Source organism: Streptomyces sp. NPDC033131, from assembly GCF_055578365.1.
On sequence record NZ_JBVIPA010000003.1, the window covers coordinates 223272 to 243265 of the forward strand.

At 72.1% G+C, this 19994-nt stretch carries 17 protein-coding genes; 6 read left to right on the forward strand and 11 right to left on the reverse strand.

The features are described from left to right. Positions 1-47: 47 nt before the first annotated feature. Positions 48-1511 (forward strand): GH1 family beta-glucosidase, encoded by a 1464-nt coding sequence (locus ACZ5XS_RS06270; protein WP_468648278.1) that lies wholly within the window; start codon positions 48-50, stop codon positions 1509-1511. A gap of 63 nt (positions 1512-1574) precedes the next feature. On the opposite strand, the gene ACZ5XS_RS06275 is transcribed toward ACZ5XS_RS06270, so the two are convergent. The 8 genes from ACZ5XS_RS06275 to ACZ5XS_RS06310 form a co-directional block, all read right to left on the reverse strand. Beyond that, positions 1575-2678 carry a hypothetical protein gene (locus ACZ5XS_RS06275; protein WP_468648280.1) on the reverse strand — a complete coding sequence of 368 codons (1104 nt, stop codon included), beginning with the start codon at positions 2676-2678 and terminating at the stop codon, positions 1575-1577. An 86-nt stretch (positions 2679-2764) separates the two neighbouring features. Next, a complete protein-coding gene (locus ACZ5XS_RS06280; RefSeq protein ID WP_468648281.1) occupies positions 2765-4777 on the reverse strand; it encodes a beta-galactosidase in 2013 nt (670 codons plus the stop codon). Further along, the gene (locus ACZ5XS_RS06285) at positions 4774-6087 is read right to left on the reverse strand and encodes a glycoside hydrolase family 36 protein (RefSeq protein WP_468648603.1); all 1314 of its coding nucleotides are present in this window, start codon (positions 6085-6087) and stop codon (positions 4774-4776) included. Before ACZ5XS_RS06285 ends, ACZ5XS_RS06280 begins: the two co-directional genes overlap by 4 nt. Before the next feature lie 26 nt (positions 6088-6113). Next, on the reverse strand, positions 6114-6998 hold the full coding sequence (locus ACZ5XS_RS06290; RefSeq protein ID WP_468648283.1) for a carbohydrate ABC transporter permease: 885 nt from the start codon (positions 6996-6998) through the stop codon (positions 6114-6116). Continuing rightward, positions 6995-7975 carry a carbohydrate ABC transporter permease gene (locus tag ACZ5XS_RS06295; protein WP_468648285.1) on the reverse strand — a complete coding sequence of 327 codons (981 nt, stop codon included), beginning with the start codon at positions 7973-7975 and terminating at the stop codon, positions 6995-6997. Before ACZ5XS_RS06295 ends, ACZ5XS_RS06290 begins: the two co-directional genes overlap by 4 nt. Beyond that, positions 7972-9285 (reverse strand): ABC transporter substrate-binding protein, encoded by a 1314-nt coding sequence (locus ACZ5XS_RS06300; RefSeq protein WP_468648287.1) that lies wholly within the window; start codon positions 9283-9285, stop codon positions 7972-7974. The genes ACZ5XS_RS06295 and ACZ5XS_RS06300 overlap by 4 nt, the downstream gene beginning before the upstream one ends. Positions 9286-9488: 203 nt before the next feature. After that, positions 9489-10901: a sensor histidine kinase gene (locus ACZ5XS_RS06305; RefSeq protein ID WP_468648289.1), complete on the reverse strand. Its 1413-nt coding sequence runs from the start codon at positions 10899-10901 to the stop codon at positions 9489-9491. Continuing rightward, positions 10898-11602, reverse strand: coding sequence for a response regulator transcription factor (locus tag ACZ5XS_RS06310; RefSeq protein ID WP_468648291.1), 705 nt, complete (start codon positions 11600-11602; stop codon positions 10898-10900). Before ACZ5XS_RS06310 ends, ACZ5XS_RS06305 begins: the two co-directional genes overlap by 4 nt. Positions 11603-11724: 122 nt before the next feature. Between ACZ5XS_RS06310 and ACZ5XS_RS06315 the strand changes: the two genes are divergently transcribed. After that, positions 11725-12240 carry a hypothetical protein gene (locus ACZ5XS_RS06315; RefSeq protein WP_468648293.1) on the forward strand — a complete coding sequence of 172 codons (516 nt, stop codon included), beginning with the start codon at positions 11725-11727 and terminating at the stop codon, positions 12238-12240. Between the two features lie 6 nt (positions 12241-12246). Here the strand turns inward: ACZ5XS_RS06315 and ACZ5XS_RS06320 are convergent, their stop codons facing one another. Together ACZ5XS_RS06320 and ACZ5XS_RS06325 are read right to left on the reverse strand one after the other, a co-directional pair. Beyond that, the gene (locus tag ACZ5XS_RS06320; RefSeq protein WP_468648295.1) at positions 12247-13107 is read right to left on the reverse strand and encodes a spermidine synthase; all 861 of its coding nucleotides are present in this window, start codon (positions 13105-13107) and stop codon (positions 12247-12249) included. Between the two features lie 53 nt (positions 13108-13160). Next, positions 13161-13577: a hypothetical protein gene (locus ACZ5XS_RS06325; RefSeq protein ID WP_468648297.1), complete on the reverse strand. Its 417-nt coding sequence runs from the start codon at positions 13575-13577 to the stop codon at positions 13161-13163. 297 nt (positions 13578-13874) lie between these two features. On the opposite strand from ACZ5XS_RS06325, the gene ACZ5XS_RS06330 reads away from it, so the two are divergent. Beyond that, positions 13875-15317 carry a hypothetical protein gene (locus tag ACZ5XS_RS06330; protein WP_468648299.1) on the forward strand — a complete coding sequence of 481 codons (1443 nt, stop codon included), beginning with the start codon at positions 13875-13877 and terminating at the stop codon, positions 15315-15317. Between the two features lie 230 nt (positions 15318-15547). Here the strand turns inward: ACZ5XS_RS06330 and ACZ5XS_RS06335 are convergent, their stop codons facing one another. Then, positions 15548-16144 (reverse strand): histidine phosphatase family protein, encoded by a 597-nt coding sequence (locus tag ACZ5XS_RS06335; protein WP_468648301.1) that lies wholly within the window; start codon positions 16142-16144, stop codon positions 15548-15550. Positions 16145-16342: 198 nt separating this feature from the next. Between ACZ5XS_RS06335 and ACZ5XS_RS06340 the strand changes: the two genes are divergently transcribed. From ACZ5XS_RS06340 to ACZ5XS_RS06350, 3 genes are read left to right on the forward strand one after another with little or no spacing between them, the layout of a single operon-like run. Continuing rightward, positions 16343-17296, forward strand: coding sequence for a phosphatase PAP2 family protein (locus tag ACZ5XS_RS06340; protein ID WP_468648303.1), 954 nt, complete (start codon positions 16343-16345; stop codon positions 17294-17296). Next, the gene (locus ACZ5XS_RS06345; RefSeq protein WP_468648305.1) at positions 17247-18374 is read left to right on the forward strand and encodes a hypothetical protein; all 1128 of its coding nucleotides are present in this window, start codon (positions 17247-17249) and stop codon (positions 18372-18374) included. Before ACZ5XS_RS06340 ends, ACZ5XS_RS06345 begins: the two co-directional genes overlap by 50 nt. Further along, positions 18365-19960: a hypothetical protein gene (locus ACZ5XS_RS06350; protein WP_468648307.1), complete on the forward strand. Its 1596-nt coding sequence runs from the start codon at positions 18365-18367 to the stop codon at positions 19958-19960. The genes ACZ5XS_RS06345 and ACZ5XS_RS06350 overlap by 10 nt, the downstream gene beginning before the upstream one ends. The last annotated feature ends 34 nt before the right edge of the window (positions 19961-19994 follow it).

Consider the following 19994-nt stretch of genomic DNA (forward strand, 5'->3'; position numbering starts at 1 on the left):
CTCCCCTCCACCTGTCGGTCTCCACGACCTCCTATGGGAGCGCTTCCATGCCTGATTCCGAAACGCCGGCGAACCCGGTGACCTTTCCCCCCGCCTTCCTCTGGGGCGCCGCGACCTCCGCCTACCAGATCGAGGGGGCGGTGCGGGAGGGCGGTCGTACGCCCTCCATCTGGGACACCTTCAGCCACACGCCGGGCAAGACGGCCGGCGGCGAGACCGGTGACATCGCTGTCGACCACTACCACCGCTACCGCGACGACGTGGCGATGATGGCGGAGCTCGGTCTGACCTCGTACCGCTTCTCGATCTCCTGGCCGCGGGTGCAGCCGACGGGACGGGGCCCGGCGGTCCAGGTCGGTCTGGACTTCTACCGCCGCCTGGTGGACGAGCTGCTCGCGCATGACATCAAGCCGGCGGTCACCCTCTACCACTGGGACCTGCCGCAGGAGCTGGAGGACGCGGGCGGCTGGCCCGAGCGCGACACGGCGTACCGCTTCGCCGAGTACGCGCAGATCGTCGGCGAGGCGCTCGGCGACCGGGTGGAGCAGTGGATCACGCTCAACGAGCCCTGGTGCAGCGCCTTTCTGGGCTACGCCTCCGGTGTGCACGCCCCCGGCCGTACGGACCCGGCGGCCTCCCTCAAGGCCGCGCACCACCTGAACCTGGCGCACGGCCTGGGCACCACGGCCCTGCGTGCCGCGATGCCGGCCCGCAACTCGGTGGCGGTGAGCCTCAACTCCTCCGTGGTCAGGCCGCTTTCGTCGGACCCGGCGGATCTGGCGGCGGTGCAGAAGATCGACGACCTGGCCAACGGCGTCTTCCACGGTCCGATGCTGCACGGCGCGTACCCGGAGACGCTGTACGCGGCGACAGAGCTCATCACGGACTGGTCGTACGTCCAGGACGGCGACCTGGCGGCCATCAACCAGCCGCTGGACGCGCTGGGCCTCAACTACTACACGCCGGCGCTGGTCTCGGCCACCGACCCGCACGCGAGCGGTCCGCGCGCCGACGGCCACGGTTCCAGCTCGCACTCGCCGTGGCCGGGCGCGGACGACGTCGCCTTCCACCAGACGCCGGGCGACCGTACGGAGATGGGCTGGACGATCGACCCGACGGGGCTGCAGGACCTGATCATGCGCTACACGCGTGAGGCTCCCGGTCTGCCGCTGTACATCACCGAGAACGGCGCGGCCTACGACGACAAGCCGGACCCCGACGGCCGCGTGCACGACCCCGAGCGGATCGCGTATCTCCACGGCCACCTGCGCGCGGTCCGCCGCGCCATCGCGGACGGCGCGGACGTCCGGGGCTACTACCTGTGGTCCCTGATGGACAACTTCGAGTGGGCGTACGGCTACGGCAAGCGCTTCGGCGCGGTGTACGTCGACTACGCGACGCTGGCCCGCACCCCCAAGTCCAGCGCCCACTGGTACGCCCAGGCGGCCCGCACGAAAGCGCTCCCGCCGGTGACCTCGCAGGATCTGCCGCCCCTGGCGGCAACGGACTGACACCCAGGGGGAAGCGGGGGACGGGGCGCGGTGTCCGACGGGGGTGCCGCGCCCCGATGCGTCTCACCTCAGCATCGCCACCACCAGCACCACCACGAGGGCCACGACGGCCGCCGCGGCCGCGGTGATCGTGGCGACGTGGCGGACGCGTTCCCTGGTGGGGCGGGAGGTGACCTCGATGCCGGTACGGGAGGGGAAGGCGTAGTAGTCGCGGTGCGGGTCGGCGTGGACCCTGACGACGGCGAGCGGGAGGTGGCGGACGGTGGCTCGGCGGGCCACTTCCCCCTTGTGCACGGCCAGTCGGGGCGTGACCAGCCGACGGTGAACGTCTTCGAGGTCGTCCGGGAGTTTGTCGGTGGCGTTTGTCAGCCCCGTCTCGCGCCAGTCGCCCAGGTTGCCGGTCGCGCGCCGCAGGTCCAGCCTGCCGAGCTGTCTCTCCTTGTCGTGGTGAGGGGTGTGGTCGACGAATCCCTCCGTCCAGACGGTGAAGCGGCCGGTGCCCTGGCACTCCTGGTGGGTGACCCGTTTCGTGCCCGTGCAGACCTCGCACTCCACGAAGCCGGCCTTCTTGCAGGCGGGGCAGTCCAGTTGGCGCCGGCCGCGGCACTTCGGGCAGGCCACGTCCGGGACCCGGCAGCGCGTGCAGGTGGCCCGCGCGGCCCGTTCCCCGGCGGTGGCGTAGGGGTGCCGGGACGCCGGGGACCGGCGCGTGCGCGGGCGGCCGGTGCCCTCGCACTCCCAGCAGGCGTCGGGGCCGCCGTCGCAGGCGGCACAGTCGACGAACCGGGGGCAGTCGCGCCGGCCGCGCCCTTCGCACGCCGTGCACTCGTTGGTACCGCCGTGGCAGTCGGCGCACAGGACCTCGTCGAGCGTGCCCCGGCGCACCAGCAGCCGGCTGCCGGCCCGCTCCGGCCCGGCCGGCGGGTCGACGCGGTACGCGCGGATGTCGGTGTACGTCGGACGGCCGGCGATGTCGCCCCTGCTGCCCGGCTCCCGCATCGGCCGCTCGCCGCGGGTCTCGATGGACCGGACGATGCGGAAGTCGAGCAGCGAGTGCCAGGTGAGGTCCGCCGTGCCGGGCGAGGTCAACCGGGTGGTGATGCCGCGCCGGGCGACATGCGCCTCGACCGCCTGGAGCACTTCTTCGCCGGACGGTTCTCTGGCCACAGCCGCTCCCCCTGGTCGACGCTCCGATCAGGGTAGGGACGACCCGGTTGGCCAGCAAGAAGGCCAACCGGGTCGTCCCTGGCCGCTCATGGCGTGGTCGAGCGCGGTTCCCGTACGACCCTGACGTCTCCCGGTGCCACCGTCACCCGGCCGCCGTCGACCCGCTTCCCCGCCAGCAGCTCGGTCGCGTCCGGCGCCACCTCTACCTCCGCACCCCGGTCACCGTGGTTGATGAGGAAGAGGTAGTCGGCCTCCGGCCCGCGTCGCAGCACCGCCTCCACCCCCTCGGGCGTCACCCGGACCGGCGCCACACCCGCCTCCGCGCGGATGCGGTCCAACAGGGCGGCCAGCGTCGACGGGTCCGGCAGGGTCGCCAGGTACCAGGCCGTTCCCGTGCCGCAGCCGTGCCGCGTCACCGCCGGGATGCCGGTGAGCGGGCCTTCGGTGTACGAGGTGATCGCCTCGGCGCCGGCCAGGTGCACGCGCTCCGACCACAGCGACGCCGTGCCGCCCCCGCTCAGGCTCACCGACTCACCCGGCAGCAGCGGGAACAGCTCGTCCGTGCGGACACCGAGCACGTCCCGGAACGCGCCTGGGTAACCGCCGAGCCTCACATGGCAGTTCTCGTCGACGGCCCCGCTGTGGAAGCCGACCGCCAGCGTGCCGCCGCCCTCCGCGAAGCGCGTCAGGTTCGCCGCGCCCTCGTCGTCGACGAGGTAGAGGTTCGGGGCCAGCACCAGGCGGTACGGCGACAGGTCGGCGTCCGGGCGTACGAAGTCCACGGCGACGCCCGACCGCCACAGCGGCTCGTACCAGGAGCGGACCAGGTCCAGGTAGCGGACCTGTTCGCTCGGCTGGGACGGGAGTTCCAGGGCCCAGCGGGCGTTCCAGTCCCAGACGACGGCCACGGACGCCGTGCCCGTGCTGCCGCGCACCTCGGCCAGTGCCTTCAGGTCGGCGCCGAGTGCGACCACGTCCCGCCAGATCTGACTGTCCGTGCCCGCGTGCGGCAGCATCGCCGAGTGCCACTGCTCGGCGCCCGCCTTGGCCGCCCGCCACTGGAAGTAGGCGATGCCGTCGGCGCCGTGCGCCACATGGGCGAGGGCGTTGCGCCGCAACTCTCCCGCCGTCTTGGCCCGGTTGACCGGCTGCCAGTTGACCGCGCCCGTGGAGTGCTCCATCAGCAGCCATGGCCGCCCGCCGGCGAGCGAGCGCACCAGGTCGCCGCTCAGCGCGATGTCGATCTCCGACTCGGGGTCGGTGGAGCGGAGGTAGTGGTCGTTGGAGACGATGTCCAGTTCGGGGGCCCAGCGCCAGTAGTCCAGCGCGTCGAAGGCGTACATCACCATGAAGTTCGTGGTGGCGGGTGTGCCGGGGGCCGCTTCCCGCAGCACCTCCCGCTCCGCCTTGTACAGCGACAGCAGTTCCTCGCTGCAGAAACGCCGCCAGTCCAGCTGGTGGGCCGGGTTGGGGACGGCACCGGTGGCGCGGGGCGGGATGATCTCGTCCCAGTCGTAGTACCGCTGGCTCCAGAAGGTGGTGCCCCAGGCGTCGTTGAGCGCGTCGAGGTTCTCGTACCGTGCGCGCAGCCGGCCCCGGAACGCCTGGGCGCTGGTGTCGCAGTAGCACTCCGCGTTGTGGCAGCCGTACTCGTTGTGGACGTGCCACATCACCACGGCCGGGTGCTCGGCGTACCGCGCGGCGAGTTCCCGCGCGATCCGCAGGGCGGCCTCGCGGTAGGCGGGGCTGCTCGGGCAGAACGTCTGACGGCTGCCGTACGACAGTCGGCGGCCGTCCCGGTCCACCGGCAGCGCCTCGGGGTGCGCGCGGAAGAACCACGCCGGTGGGGCCGCCGTCGGCGTCGCCAGGTCGGCGGCGATGCCGTTCTCGTGCAGCAGGTCCAGGATCCGGTCCAGGAGGGAGAAGTCGTACACGCCCTCGGACGGTTCGAGCAGCGCCCAGGAGAAGATGCCGACGCTGACCATGGTGACGCCGGCCTCGCGCATGAGGCGTACGTCCTCGGCCCACACCTCTTCGGGCCACTGCTCGGGGTTGTAGTCGCCGCCGTAGGCGATGCCGGGGACGTTCAACGGGTTCATCGGTCGACTTTCGCGAGAAGGCGGCGGGTTGTCTCCACGCCCCACTGGTCCAGGGACAGCAGCCGGTCGCTGGACGCCATCAGGCCGCCCGTCGCCTCCACGTGCGCCGCCCACCGCTCCCGGGTCTCCACCGCGGGGCGGGCCATCAGGCAGTCGGGGTCGTTGGTCCAGAGGCGGCCGTGCTGCCACTGGCGGCCGGCGCCGGTGAACTCGGCGGGATCCTGGCCGGGTTGGGAGTAGTCGTCGGCCGCGGGACGCCGGTGCGGGGCCGTGTCGGGGCTGACCCGCATCGCGTCGAACAGGCCGACGGAGGGGAGGATGGGCGCGCCGCAGCCCAGCAGGTAGGCGTCCTCGCCGATGGCGTCGCGGATGAGCCGGATGCCCTCGCGGTACGCCTGGAGGGCGTCCTGCGCTCCGTGGCGTACGCCGTCCAGGGCGCCCGCGTACAGGAAGTCGACCTTGAAGTAGTCGTGGCCTTCCGCCCGCAGGGTCGTGAAGACCGAGGTCAGGTACTCGGCCGCGGCCGGGTGGGTGGTGTCGAGGATGTTCAGGTCGTGGCCCCAGTTGCGGCCCGCGTGGGCGAAGCCGCCGTCCGGGTCACGGACCAGCCAGTCGGGGTGTTCGGCGGCCAGGTCGCTCGCCGGGTCGACGAGGAAGGGTGCCGTCCAGATGCCGGCCCGGCGGCCCCGGGCGCGGATCGCGTCGGCGATCCCGGCCCGGGAGCGGAAGCGGCCGGAGAGGGTCAGCCAGTCGCCGAGGGCCTTCTGGTAGCCGTCGTCGATCTGGACGACGTCGACGGGCAGGTCGAGGGTGTCCATCGCGCGAAGGTTCTCGTGGATGTCGTCCTCGGTGACGGCGGTGAAGTACTCGTACCAGGAGCACCAGACCGTGGGGGCCGGTCTCGGGGCCGCGACCCCGAGACCGGCGGCCCAGTCCGCCAGCGTCGACTGGATGTCCGTGCCCGTGAACTCCTTCACCGGGCCGTCGGCGCTGATCTGAGCCGTGTCGCCCTCGACGAGCAGGCGGATCGACGGGACCTCCGTCAGCGGCTCCGCCGCCGCCCACAGCCGGACCGGCGATCCGTCGCCCGGGTCCAGGGCGAGCAGCCCCTCGCCCTGGAAGGTGCCCGCGGGGACGGTGACGCCCGGTCGGTAGCAGACCGTCGCCCAGTTGTCGTTCGTCGGGCGGTACGGCGCCGCGTCCAGGGCGTAGGCGCCGCTGGGGCTCCAGGACTGCCAGCCCTCCTCGTGGACGCGGGCGGTGCGCCGGTCCACGGACACGGAGGCGACCGGGGTGAAGGGGTTGTGCACGGAGGTCTCTTTCAAGCGGGGGGCGGTCAGCCCTTGTTGGCGCCCAGGGTCAGGCCGCTGACGAACTGGCGCTGGAGCACGAAGTACACGATCAGGGTGGGGATCGCGGTGAGCAGGGCGCCGGCGGCGACCAGGTTGGGATCGGTGAAGTACGCCCCGGTGAGGTTGTTCAGCGCCGAGGTGATCGGCATGTTCTCGCCGGTGGAGATGAGGACCAGGGCCCAGAAGAAGTCGTTGTAGATCCAGATGGACAACAACGTGGCCAGGGCTGCCATCGCCGGGCGGCACAGCGGCAGCACGATCTGCCAGTACATGCGCCACACCGAGGCGCCGTCCACCAGCGCGGCCTCGGTCAGCTCGTGCGGCAGCGAGCGCATGTAGTTGCTCAGCACGAACGCGCAGAACCCGGACTGGAACGCGACGTGGATGAGGACCAGGCCGAGCGCGGAGTCGTACAGCTTGCCGGACATCGTGATGCCGGGCAGGTCGATGAGCAGGTACAGGCGGTACAGCGGGGTGATGATGACCTGCTGCGGGAGCAGGTTGCCGGCGGTGAAGACCAGCAGCAGGAACAGGTTGATGCGGAAGTCGAAGCGGCTGACGTAGAAGGCGACCATCGACGACAGGAACAGCGTCACCAGCACCGCCGGCACGGCGATGATCAGCGTGTTGACGAAGTAGTGCCCCATGTCGGACTGGGTGAACGCGTTCGTGAAGTTGTCGAAGCTCAGCTTGTCGGGCCAGGAGACGTAGCCCTTCTCGCTGGTCTCCGCGTACGGCCGCATCGCCGAGTACAGCGCCCACAGCAGCGGCCCGAGCCAGGCCAGCGAGGCGCCCGCGAGGAAGAGGTGCAGCAGGATCCGGGCCGGGCGGACGGGAGTGCGGGCCTTGGTCATGACGGTGGTGCTCATGCGCGCCGCTCCTTCCGGAAGGTGGACACCAGGTACGGAATGATCACGACGAGCGAGATCAGCAGCAGGACGACCGCGATCGCGGAGCCGTATCCGATGCGGCTGGACTCACCGATGATGTTGTTGGTGACCAGGATCGAGAGCAGTTCGGTGCCCTCGGCGCCCTTGTTGAAGACGAAGACCAGGTCGAAGGCGCGCAGCGCCTCGATGATGGTGACGACCAGGACGACGGTGTTGGTGGGGCGCAGGGTGGGGAAGATGACGTTCTTGAACGTCTGCCACTCGTTCGCCCCGTCCAGCGAGGACGCCTCGCGCAGCGAGGGGTCCACACCCTTCAGGCCGGCCAGGTAGAGGATCATCATGTAGCCGGTGTGGCGCCAGGACGCGGCGATGAGGATGGCCCACAGGTTGAGGTCCGGGTCGCCGATCCAGTCGATGTACTTGCCCGGCTCGTTGGCCCCGATGACGCTGTTGATCAGACCGGTGTCGGGGTTGTAGATGAGCTGCCAGACGAAGCCGATCACGGCCATCGACATGACCACGGGCAGGAAGAACGCCGTCTGGTAGACGCGGCTGAAGCGGATCTTCTTGTCCAGCTGCACGGCCAGGAACAGGCCGAGCGGGGTGGGGATGGCGATCAGGACGACGAACCAGATCACGTTGTGCTGGACGGCCGGCCAGAACTGCGGGTTCTGCTCGAACAGCTCCTTGAAGTTCTGGAGCCCGACCCACTTGATCGAGTCGAAGCCGATGCCGTCCCAGGTGGTGAAGGCCAGCGCGATCGAGGCGAAGGCCGTCACCCACACGAGGGCGACGTGCAGGAGGGTGGGCAGGCCCGCCATCAGCGCCAGGATGAACCGGTCCCGGCGGGTGAGCAGGCGGCGGTGCCCGTTGGGCACCTTCTTCTTGGCGGGGGCGGCGCCCGCAGGCGGCACGGCGGCCGCCTCCGGGATCTCCTCTGTGGTTTCCGTTGTCATGACGAGGCGAAGATCGTCTTCTTCTGGCGCTCGATCTGGGACAGCAGACTGTCGACGCCCTTGGGGTCACGGACGAACTTCTGCAGCGAGGGCTGCATCACCGTCGAGGTGAAGTCCGGGCGGCTGTCGCGGTCCATGAACTGGGTGAGGCTCTTGGCCCCGGCGATCATGTCGTACGCCTTCTTCTGAAGGGGGGTGTACGCGGAGGTGTCGGCCTTGGTGGAGGCGGCGACGACGCTCGGGTCGGCCTTGAGGTAGGCCTCCTCGGCCTCCGGGGTGCCCAGGAACTCCATGAGCTTGATGCCCTCGGCCTTGTTCTTCGGGCTCTTGCTCATCATGAAGCCGTCGGTCGGGGCCTCGACGGTGTCCTGGCCGTACGCCGGGTCGATCTCCGGGAAGGCGAAGAAGTCGAGGTCCTCGAGGTCGGCCGGGTTGGTGAACTGCTGGCCCACGAAGGTGCCCAGCAGGTACATGCCGGCCTTCTTGGACACCAGGGTCTGGGCGGCGTCCTGCCAGGTGCGGCCCACGGCGCCTTCCTGGTGGTACGGGAGGATCTCGGACCACAGGTCGAAGACGGACTTCACCTTGGCGTCGGTCCAGGAGGCCTTGCCCGCCATCAGGTCGACGTGGAAGTCGTAGCCGTTCTTGCGGAAGTTGATCTGGTCGAAGGTGCCGAGCGCGGGCCAGGCGTCCTTGTCGCCGAAGGCGATCGGGACCAGCTTGTCCTTCTGCATCTGCTTGCACAGCGCGACGAAGTCGTCCCAGGTGGTGGGGACCTCGTAGCCGTACTGCTTGAAGACGCTCTTCCGGTAGAACAGCGCCCAGGGGTACGTGTACAGCGGCACGAAGTAGAACTTGCCGTCCTCGCCCTTGCTGAGCTTCTGCATCGCCTCGGGGAAGTTGCCCGCGATCGTCTTCCACACGTCGTCGATCGGGGTGGCCAGACCCTTGGCCGCGAAGAACTGCATCCGGTAGCCGGCGAACCAGGTGAACACGTCGTCCGGCGTGCCCTGCAGGTAGGAGTTGATCTGCTCCTGGAAGGTGTTGGAGTCCTTGGTGTTCACGTCGACCGTGATGCCGGTCTTCTTCTTGTACGCCGCGTAGACGTCGGCGAACGCCTTCTTCGGCACCGCGTCCGACGCCTTGGACCCGAGGGTGACCGTCTTCGGGTCGGAGGACGTACCGCTGCCGCCGCAGGCACTCAGCAGGGGTATCCCGGCGCCGAGCAGAGCCGCACCGCCGACGCCGCGCAGCAGGGTGCGGCGGCTGGGAGAGGGGAGGGAGAGACCGGAGGGAGAGAGGTCGGGCATGAACGGCTCCTGACGGGAGGGTCGGTCATGGTCGTCGGAGATCCGATCGCAATCGACCAGAAATCAACTTGACCAAACACGTTTGCGCAATGACAGCCGTATGTCAGGTCATACGTCAATAGCTTTCGAGGCGTTTTGTCGAAACGTAATCGACACGAGCCCTTCGGCCCGGATGGGAACGTTCACGGAGGAGAGGGGGACCCTCAAGGACGGGGTCGGGACCGGCTGACGAAGGAGGGAACCAGTCGGCCGGGCCGCCGCCGTCGTACGGTGCCCCGGTGCCCCCGCCTCAGCGGTGGCCGCTCCCGCCCGTCCAGCTGGATCCAGATCCGCACCTCGGTCCCGCCGAGCACCGACGACCCGATCCGCACGTCCCCGCCCGTCTCCTCCGCGAGCCGCCGCACGATGTCGAGCCCCAGCCCGGTCGACCCGGCGCTTCCCGAACCCCGGCCGCGCGCCATGGCCGCCTCGGGGTCGGCTATGCCCGGCCCCGCGTCGGACACCAGCACGATCACCGCGTCCTCGCCGTTGTGCAGGTCCACCGCGAAGGCGGTGCCCACCGGGGTGTGCCGGAAGACGTTGCCGAGCAGGGCGTCCAGGGCGGCGGCCAGGTCCGCGCGGGCCACCGGTATCCGCACCGGCCGGTCGGCCCCGGCCACTCGCCACTTGCGGTCCTCGTCCTCCGCGAGCGCCGACCAGAACGCCATCCGCTCGCGCACCACCTCCGCCGCGTCGCACCCGGCGCCGGGTCCGGCCGCCGCGGTCTGCGGCTTGGCGTCCCGGGCGGTACGGATGATCGTGTCGACCTCGCGCTCCAGCTGGGCGACCGCGGCCCGGGTCTGCTCGGCGGCCGGTCCGTCCCCGAGCGAGGCCGCGTTCAGCCGCAGCACCGTCAGCGGTGTGCGCAGCCGGTGGGACAGGTCGGCCGCCAGCTCCCGCTCGTTCGCGAGGAGTTGTACGACCTGGTCGGCCATGGAGTTGAACGCGACCGCCGCCAGCCGCAGTTCGGTCGGCCCCTCCTCGGGCACCCTCGCGCCCAGCTTCCCCTCCCCCAGTTCGTGCGCGCCCTCGACCAGGCGCCGCGCGGGCCGCACCATCCGCACGCCCAGCCGGTCGGCGACCGCGACCGAGCCGACGACCAGCGCGGCACCGACGCCGGCGAGCACCGCCCAGGCGGTGGCCACGCCGTTGCTGACCTCGGACTCCGGGACGTACACCTCGACGACCGCGATCTCGCCGGAACTCAGCGCGACCGGCTGGAGCAGCGCGGAGCCGCCGGACACCGCGCTGGTGGAGGCGCGGCCCAGCTTCCGCACGGTCGCGATGTCCCCGTCGGCGGCGCGCCGGCGCCCGAGGTCCACGGCCGCGGCGCCGTCGGACGCCGGTATGTGCACGGCCAGGCCCGCGTCCGCCCCGGCCGAGGCGACGACCCGCTCCAGCTGATCGCGGTCGGTGGTGATGGACAGGGCGGGGGCGACGGCCGCGGCCTGCCGTTCGGCGTTGGAGAAGGCACGGTCCCGGGCCATCTCCCTGATGACGAGTCCGAGGGGGACGGCGAAGGCGACCACGACCATGGCGGTGACCGCCAGCGACACCTTGACCAGTGCCCACCTCATCGCGCCGGCTCCGGTCCCGGTGGCTCCAGCTTCACGCCGACGCCCCGCAGCGTGTGCAGATAGCGCGGGCTGGCCGCCGTCTCGCCCAGCTTGCGCCGCAGCCACGACAGATGGACGTCGATGGTCTGGTCGTCGCCGTATGACTGCTGCCAGACCTCGGCGAGCAGTTCCCTGCGCGGGACGACGACACCGGGCCGTCCGGCCAGGAAGGCGAGCAGGTCGAACTCGCGCCGGGTCAGGTCCAGCCGTACGCCGTCCAACTCGGCCTGGCGGCGCAGCGGGTCGACGGTCAGGCCGCCGACGCGCAGCACGCTCTCGGGCGGGGCGTCCCCGGCCGCGGTGCGGGAGCGCCGTAGGACGGCGGCCATGCGTGCCGACAGGTGCTCGACCGAGAATGGCTTGGTCAGGTAGTCGTCCGCCCCCGCGTTCAGCAGCCGGACGATCTCCGTCTCGTCGTCCCGGGCGGTGGCGATGATCACTGGGACGTCGGTGACGCCGCGCAGCATCTTCAGGGCCTCGGAGCCGTCCAGATCGGGCAGACCGAGGTCGAGGATGACCACGTCGAAACGGAAATGGGCGACCTCGCGCAGCGCCTCCAGCGCGGTGCCGACGCTGCGCACCGTGTGGGCGGCGTCGGTCAGATGCCGGATGAGCGCCGAGCGTACGAACTGGTCGTCCTCGACCACGAGCACACTTGCCATGCGCCGCACCGTACGCCATGCGGCACAGGCCCATCCGGTGCCTGTGGACAACTTCCCGCCTGTGGAAAGCAGGGCGGGGAGCGGGCGACACCGGTGGGACGTGTGAGGCAGGATGGCCCGCGATGCGCAGAGGACTCTTGCTCGTACTGGCCTGGACGCTCGCCACGGGCGCGGCGGCCACGCTGTCGTGGTGGGGCGTCCACACGGTGATGGCGGGCACGGCCTACGACCCGCCGCGCGCCCTGCCCATCACGGCGGCCGACGCGACCACCCAGGAGTCGAAACCGCTGGCGTCGTCGACGAACCGGCCGACGCCGTCCCCCTCGGCAAGCCCCTCCCGCGAGCCGTCCCCGACCCCCACGCGGACGCCCTCGAAGACACCCACGACGAAACCGAGCCCGTCCCCCGCCACGTCCGGTCAGGTCAGGAGCTACGACACCGACGGCGGCCGTGCGGTCTTCGACCTCGGCAGGGCCTCCGCGACGCTGGTGTCGGCGACTCCCGGCACCGGCTGGTCGATGCAGGTGTGGAAGACCGAGTCGTGGATCCGGGTGGAGTTCTCCTCGGGCGCGGACCGGGTGTCGGTGTTCTGCACCTGGCACGACGGGCCGCCGCGGATGGAGATCGGGACCTACTGAGTCAGCTCACCGGAACACCGATGCCGGCGGCGCCGGGGAGGCCACCGCGGCCGCGTCGGCCACCGGTACGGCCCCGCCCGTGAAGTCGGTCAGCGACCTGCCGTGTTCGACACGGCAGGGGTGCGGGTCGGAGGCCGCGCGGCGGGTGAGTTCGGCGACGGGCAGCGGGTGGTCGCAGGCGACGAGGACCGCGTTGCCGAAGCGCTTGCCCCGCAGGACGGTCGGGTCGGTGACCAGGGCGAGCTCCTGGAAACGGGCCGCCGCGGTGGCGATCTGGCCGCGCATGTGGGCCAGCGGCGGCCCGTCGGCGAGGTTGGCGGCGTAGCAGCCGCCCGGCTTCAGCGCCCGGCGGACGTCGTCGAGGAACTCGGTGGAGGTGAGGTGGGCCGGGGTGCGGGCCCCGCTGAACACGTCGGCGATGACGAGGTCGGCCCAGCCGTCGGGCACCTTGGCGAGTCCTTCGCGGGCGTCGGCGGAACGCACCCGGATCCGGGCCCCCGCCTCCAACGGCAGCTCCCGGCGGACCAGTTGGACGAGGGCCGCGTCGCGCTCGACGACCTGCTGGGTGGAGCGGGGCCGGGTGGCGGCGACGTAACGGGCGAGGGTGAACGCGCCGCCGCCGAGGTGCACGGCGTGCACGGGCTTGCCGGGCGGGGCGGCCAGGTCGATGACGTGCCCGAGCCGCCGCTGGTACTCGAAGGACAGGTAGCCGGGATCGTCGAGGTCGACGTGCGACTGCGGCGCCCCGTCGACGAGCAGCGTCCAGGCCCGCGCCCGGTCCCGGTCGGGTATGAGTTCGGCGAGCCCGCCGTCGACGGTCTCGACGACGGCGGCGCTTTCCCGACGGGCGTTCCTGGACTTTCCCATTGCGCCATTATCAGGCGCCGCGGGGCGCTCGGCTCAGCGAGCCCGTGCCGGCGTCACCGGCAGTTGTCCGCCGCCTCGATCAGCCGGGCCGCCTCCCCCAGCGCCGCCCGCAGCACCGCGGGATCCGTCGCGAGGTCCGCCTCCCCCGGCGGCAGCAGCCAGTCCGGGCCCTCCACCGGCGGCTGAGGGCTCAGCCGCAGCCCCCGCCCGTCCGTCTCCGTACAGGTACTGCCCGGCACGTCCCACCCGGCCGCGGTCCCCGGCGGCACCACGAACCCCAGCGTGCCGCAGTCGTCGTCGTGCAGGACGGGCCCGACCGCCTCGTCGCCCGCCCCGCGCCGCAGGATGTCGACCGCCTCGAGCCCGTGCCGCGTCGGCACCGTGACGACGTCGCACGCGGCGTCCGGACACGCGGTCGGCGCACTGAACGAATGGGACGCACAAGGATCGGCGCTGTGTCTGGTCTCCATGCCGGCCTCCACCACGGAACCCCTCCTCCAACGAACGGGTCGGGAGTCGGGCGGCTCCCGGTCCGCAGGGTTCAACGCGGCCAGGTGTCAACGGCTACGGCGGAAGTCCGCCGCAAAGGATGGCAGTTCATGGCAGATCTCGGATGAGATATCCGGTTTGTAGCCAAACACCGCGTGCCGGGTCCGACACAGCGGGTACGTTCTTGCCCGCCGGAAACGGGGTGTCACACGGACAACTCGCCGTGAACCCACCACGGTTCCGGCATGGTTCGACGGTTCGCACGAGAGGACCCGGCCATGGCGTCGTCAATGGTGACCCCGTCCCCGTCCCCGCTACCACCGCGGCCGAACCTCGCGTTCCGGCGGTTGCGCGGACAGCGCTCGCCGGCCGAGTTCGCCTCGGCGGTACGGCGGGCCGCCCGCGAGATCGGCGAGCGGGTCAGCTGCGACGCACGCTATGTCGGCCGGGTCGAGGCGGGTGAGATCCGCTGTCCCAACTACGCGTACGAACGGGTGTTCCTGCACATGTTCCCCGGCCGCACGCTCACCGACCTCGGGTTCGCGCCCCGCTCGTCCGTACGCGGACGCCGGGCGCGCGCCCCCGAGGACGCGGCCCCGTCCCTCGCGACGACCCCGGTGCACACCGCCGGTGAGACGCCGGGAACGTACGAGCCGTATGAAACGCAGGACCTGTACGAGACGCACGACAACGACGAGGAGAGCGACGTGCTGCGTCGCGCATTCATGACCAGCGGGGGCGCCACGATGGCCGTCGCCTCGTTGGGCCCCTTCACACTCGCCTTCGACGCCTCGGCCGCCGAACGGCCCGTCCGGCGCGTCGGGACGAGCGAGGCGGGCGCCCTCGAAGAGGCCGTCCGCAGGATCCGGCTGCTCGACGACCGGCACGGCGCGGACGGCCTCTACCGTCGCGCGGCCGCTCCGCTGCGCGCCGCCTACGCCCTGCTCGACGCCCACACGACCCGGCAGACGACCGCCGAACGGCTCCACTCGGGCGCCGGTGAACTGGCCATCTCGGTCGGCTGGCTGGCCCACGACTCGGGCCGCTTCGACGACGCCCGCTCGCACTACGCGGAGGCGCTCGCCACCGCCCGGGTGACCGGCGATCCCGGCCTTGAGGCGCACGCCTTCTGCAACACGGCGTTCCTCGCGCGCGACGCGGGCCGGCCGCGCGAGGCGGTGCGCGCCGCGCAGGCCGCGCAGCGCGTCGGGCGCCCGCTGGGTTCCGCCCGCCTGATGTCGCTGCTCGCGCTGCGCGAGGCGGGCGGCTGGGCCGGGCTCGCCGACCGCACCGGGTGCGAGCAGGCGCTCGCCCGCGCGCAGGTCCTCTTCGAGCGAGGACGCTCGGACGCCGACCCCGAGTGGATGAGCTTCTACGGGGAGGCCGAACTCGAGGGGCTGGAGGCGCAGTGCTGGTCGGCACTCGGCGACTGGCGCCGCGCGGCCCGGCACGCGCGGCGTGCGGCGCAGCTCCAGGACCCGCACTTCACCCGGAACATCGCCCTGTACACGGCGGAACTGGCCGACGACCTCGCGCGCGGAGGATGTCCCGACGAGGCCGCGGCGGCCGGGATGCGGGTGCTGGACCTGCTGGGCGAGGTCCAGTCGTCCAGAATCCAGACGATGCTCGCGGCCACGGCGAGGGTGCTGCTGCCGCACCGGCGGGCGTCGGGCGTGTCGACGTTCCTGGAACGCCACGCGAGCCTGCCGCGCACGGTCTAGCCGCGGCCCGTCGTGCCGAAGGGGCGCGCCCCCCGCACCGAACAGGCGCGGCAGCCGGCCGGCGCCGGCGCGAACTCCCGGCCGGCCGGATCGCCCTGATCGTCCCGGCGGTCCTCCGCCATCGACAGCGGCTTTCCGACATGGGGGCGGCCACGACGTCTCCGCCTCCACCGTGCGGCCGGCGCCGCCGAACGACAGCCCGCCCGCCGGCACCAGCACCGCGTGCGGTGCTACGCCGTGAGGTGGCCCACATCGTTCCAGCTGTCGATCGCCGGTTCCCCGTAGGCCCAGCCGAGGACCGAGAGGGACGTCGGGTTGAGCCTGATCCGCGCCGCGAAGTCGATCGGCAGTCCCAGCCACCTCGCACCGATGGACCGGAGTATGTGCCCGTGCGCGAAGACCAGGACGTCCCGGTCCGCCGCCCGCGCCCAGGCCACCACCTCGTCCGCCCGGGCCGTCACCTCGGCGAGCGATTCACCACCCGGCACGCCGTCGCGCCAGATGAGCCAGCCGGGCCGGATGTCCTGGATCTCCTGCGGGGTCATCCCCTCGTAGGAGCCGTAGTGCCACTCCATGAGCGGGTCCCAGGTGCTCGCGCGCTCGCCGAAGCCGGCGAGTTCGCACGTCTCACGCGCGCGTGCCAGCGGGCTGGTGCGCACCTCCGCCCCGGCCAGACCGTCGAACGGCGCCCGGTGCAGGCGCTCGCCGAGCAGCTTGGCGCCGCGCCGGCCCTCTTCGAGGAGAGGTACGTCGGTCCTGCCGGTGTGCTTGCCGGACAGCGACCATTCCGTCTGTCCGTGCCGGGCCAGCAGGATGCGCGGTGCCATGAAGAGAGACCCTTCCGGGAGAAATGAGAGGCGAGGCCCCACCATCATGGCGCACGCTGTCCCGGGGCAACCTGTCGGGCGATCTCAGCGTCTTTGAGGGCCGGGGGCGTGCCACGAGGGTGCGCACACGCGCCGTAAAGTGGCCCGACCGGTATACAGACCACCGGACGCGCGTGAGACGAAGGGGGAGGCGATCGGATGCCGCAGACCGAGACACCGGGCACCGAGGCGGCCCCGCTCATCCGGTTGCGCTGGTGGACCGAGCTGCCGCTGATCGTGTTGGTGTACGCCTGCTACTCCGCCGGCCGACTCCTCGCCCGGGGCGACGTCACGAGTGCCGTCGACCACGGTCTGGCGATCCTGCGTGTCGAGAAGGTCCTGCGCATCAACGCGGAGCACCCGCTCAACCGGCTCTTCACGAGCGAGGCGTGGATCGGCGTCCCGGCCGACTTCTGGTACGCGTCGCTGCACTATCTGGTCACGCCCGCGATCCTGGTCTGGCTGTTCCGGTCCCGCGCCGTGCACTACCGGCTGGCCCGCACCTGGCTGATGACGTCGACCTTCATCGGCCTGATCGGCTTCACCCTGCTGCCGACCTGCCCGCCCCGGCTGCTCTCGCCGGGCCACGGCTTCGTCGACACGATGGCCCAGTACAGCTCGTACGGCTGGTGGGGCGGCGAGGCGAGCGCCCCGCGGGGCCTCGGCGGAATGACCAACCAGTACGCGGCCATGCCGAGCCTGCACGTGGGCTGGGCGCTGTGGTGCGGTGTGATGCTGTGGAAGTACGGCGGGACGCGTACCGCGAAGGCCGCCGCGGTGGTCTATCCGCTGGTGACCACGATCGTGGTGATGGGCACCGCGAACCACTACTTCCTCGACGCGGTCGCGGGGGCCGCGGTGATGGGGGCCGGGCTGCTGCTCGCGCCGGTCGTCACGCGGTACGCGGTGCGGGTCACGGCGCCGATGCGGGTCCGGTTCGCGGGTGTCGCGGCAAGCTCTCCCGGCGCACCTGCCTCGATTGTCAGTGACGGATGCCAGACTTCCGCGAGTGAGCACATTCCACGGCAGCGCGATTCACGGTTCGCAGGCGGAGCCGAACCGAGTGCCTCTCCCGCGGACGCGGGAGACGGGGCTCCGGCAGCGGCTCGCTGAGCTGCGCGGTCCCGAGGTACCGGCCAAGGCACTGGACGCGCGCGCCCTGGCCGCCCTCGCCGCCAACCCCGGCTGCAAGCGGCGGGCGATCCTCGACGGCGCCGGGGTGGACAAGGCGGCGCTCGCGGACGCGCTGGGCTCCCCCTCCGCCTTCGGCCAGTCGCAGTTCGCCCTGACGCGGGGCAACGCGTTCGAGGCGCGGGTCAAGGCGGACGGCGGCGCGGAGCTGCTGCGGCTGGTGCACGAGACGCTGGACCGCAGGGCCGAGCCGCCGTCGGACGCCGAGGTGCCCGACCTCACCGCGATCGGTCCCGAGGGCCGCACCGCCCGTACGGCCCTCGCCCTGCGCGAGGCCACCGCGAGCGGCGGCTGGACGCTGCTCGACCACCCGATGCTGGCGCTCGACGTGGCCGGTTCGCCCGCCTTCCTGGAGCCGGACGCGGTGGTCGTGCACCCGGACGGCAGCTGGACGGTCGTCGAGATCAAGTCCTTTCCGATGCTGGACGGTTCGGCTGACCCGGCCAAGGTGGGCGCCGCCGCCCGTCAGGCCGCGGTGTACGTCCTGGCGCTGGAGGAAGAGGCCGCCCGCCTGACCCCACCGCCGCGCGTGCGTCACCACGTCCTGCTGGTCTGCCCGAAGGACTTCTCCAACCTCGCCACCGCGTCCGCCGTGGACATCCGCAAACAGCGCGCGGTGACCTCCCGCCAGCTGGCCCGCCTCACCCGCGTCCAGGACATCGCCGACGCCCTGCCCGAGGGCACCTGCTTCTCCCCCGAGCTGCCCGCCGGCGAGCTGACGACCGCGGTCGAGGCGGTCCCGGCGACGTACGCTCCCGAGTGCCTGTCCGCGTGCGAGCTGGCCTTCCACTGCCGGGACCGCTCCCGCGCCGACGGCGCCGTGACGTCGCTCGGCCGCTCGGTGCGCGCCGAACTCGGCGGCCTGACAACCGTCGAGGACGTCCTGGCGGCGGCCCGCGGGGAGACCGGGGATCCGGACGATCCGGCCGTGGCGGCGCTCAGGAGGGCGGCCGAGCTGAGGGCACAGGCGCTCGGCCGGGGAGTGGCCGCATGTCGCTGATCTCCACCCTCGCCCGCCTCGAAGCCGTCAGCACGGGCCGCGCCCAGCCGGTCGCCACGGTCCGCCACCGGCGCCTTTCCGAGCACCCCCTCGTCTTCGTGCCGCTCACCACCGCCGGTGAGGCCGGTGCCCCGCTCGGCGCGCTGGTGGGCACCGACCGGGACGCGCCGCACCTGCTGGTCGTACCGCAGCCGCGCGACCGCGACCTCAGGTTCGCGTTCCTGGCGGAGCTCGCCGACGTCGTCCTGCCGTACCTCGACACGTATGCCGGGTCCGTCGAGGCCGCCGAGCGCACCGAGACCGACCCGGAGACCGGCAAGCGGGTCAAGGTCGAGGTCGAGCTGTGCACGGACGCCCCGCAGCTGATCGTGCCGAGCCGCGCGGGCATCGAGTTCGTACGGCTCCTCGGCCGCTCGATGCGGTTTCGGCGTACGGCGGAACAGGACCCGGAGACGCCGTACCCCGCGCCGCCCCGGCTGCCGTTGCTCGGCCGCTGGCTGACCCACTTCGCGGAGCGCGCCCGCGTGCCCGGCTCCTCCCTGCTGCTGGCCATGACCGACGTCCTGGCCCGGCACTGGGCGACCGGCCAGTCCACCCTGGAGGACCAGCACCTGGGCGCGCTGCTCGCCTGGATCGACCCGCCGGAGGGGAGGTCCGGCGCCGAGGCCGCCCTAAGGGCCGAGCTGCGGCGGGACGCGCAGGGCCAGTTGCTGTGGCCGCCGGCCGGCCCGGCCACCGACCCGGCGTTCGACAACAAGCTCCTGGCCCCCGCCATCGAACGCTACGACCGCGCCCGTACCGCACTCGGGGCCGCCGAGGACGGGCTGGAGGCGGACGACCGGCTGGGCGCGCTCACCGCCACCGAGCGGGAACTCCGCGACCTGGTGGCGAGCCGTACGCGGCCGACCTGGGACGCGGTGTGGCGCGGCCTGGACCTGCTGCGGGCCCTGCCCGAGGGCGGGCGCGTCGAGGAGCGGTGGACCCGCGACCGCTGGTCGTTCACCGGCCACCGCGACCGCGTCCTGTCCGGTGAACCCCCGCAGCCGCGCCGCGACGACGCGGTCACCGCCGCGAACAAGCTCGCCGCGCGCGAGCGCGAACAGGCCCGCCTGGAGGCGCAGGAGGCCCTGGACGACCCGCTGGTGATGGCCGGACGGCGACTGGCCGGTGAGGCGTTCGCGGGTGAGGTCACGGACGTCGTCATGGCGTACAGCGAGGGCAAGCGGCCGAGCCCGCGCCCCCTGGTGACCGTACGGACGGACGACCGGCCGCATCTCGGGGAGCGGGTGAAGGTGTACCGCTCGCTGGGCGGGAAGCCGCAGGCGGCCGAGTTCGTGGGCCGGGAGGCGGAAGATCTGCTCGTTGTGCGGATCGTCGACAAGATGGGCCGCGGCAAGGAGCCCGAGACCGGTTCCGTGCCCGAGAAGGGCGACCTGGTCTGCTTCACCCTCTTCGAGCACGAGCAGCGGGGCGGAGCGAAACTGCCCGACCCGGAGGACACCCCGTGGACGCACGGCGGACCACCCGGTGAGGCGGCCGCCGTGCCGGAAACCGCCGACCCCGTGACCGAGGAGGACATGCTGTGAACCCTCTTCCACCCGCCGCCGAGGCGGCACTCCC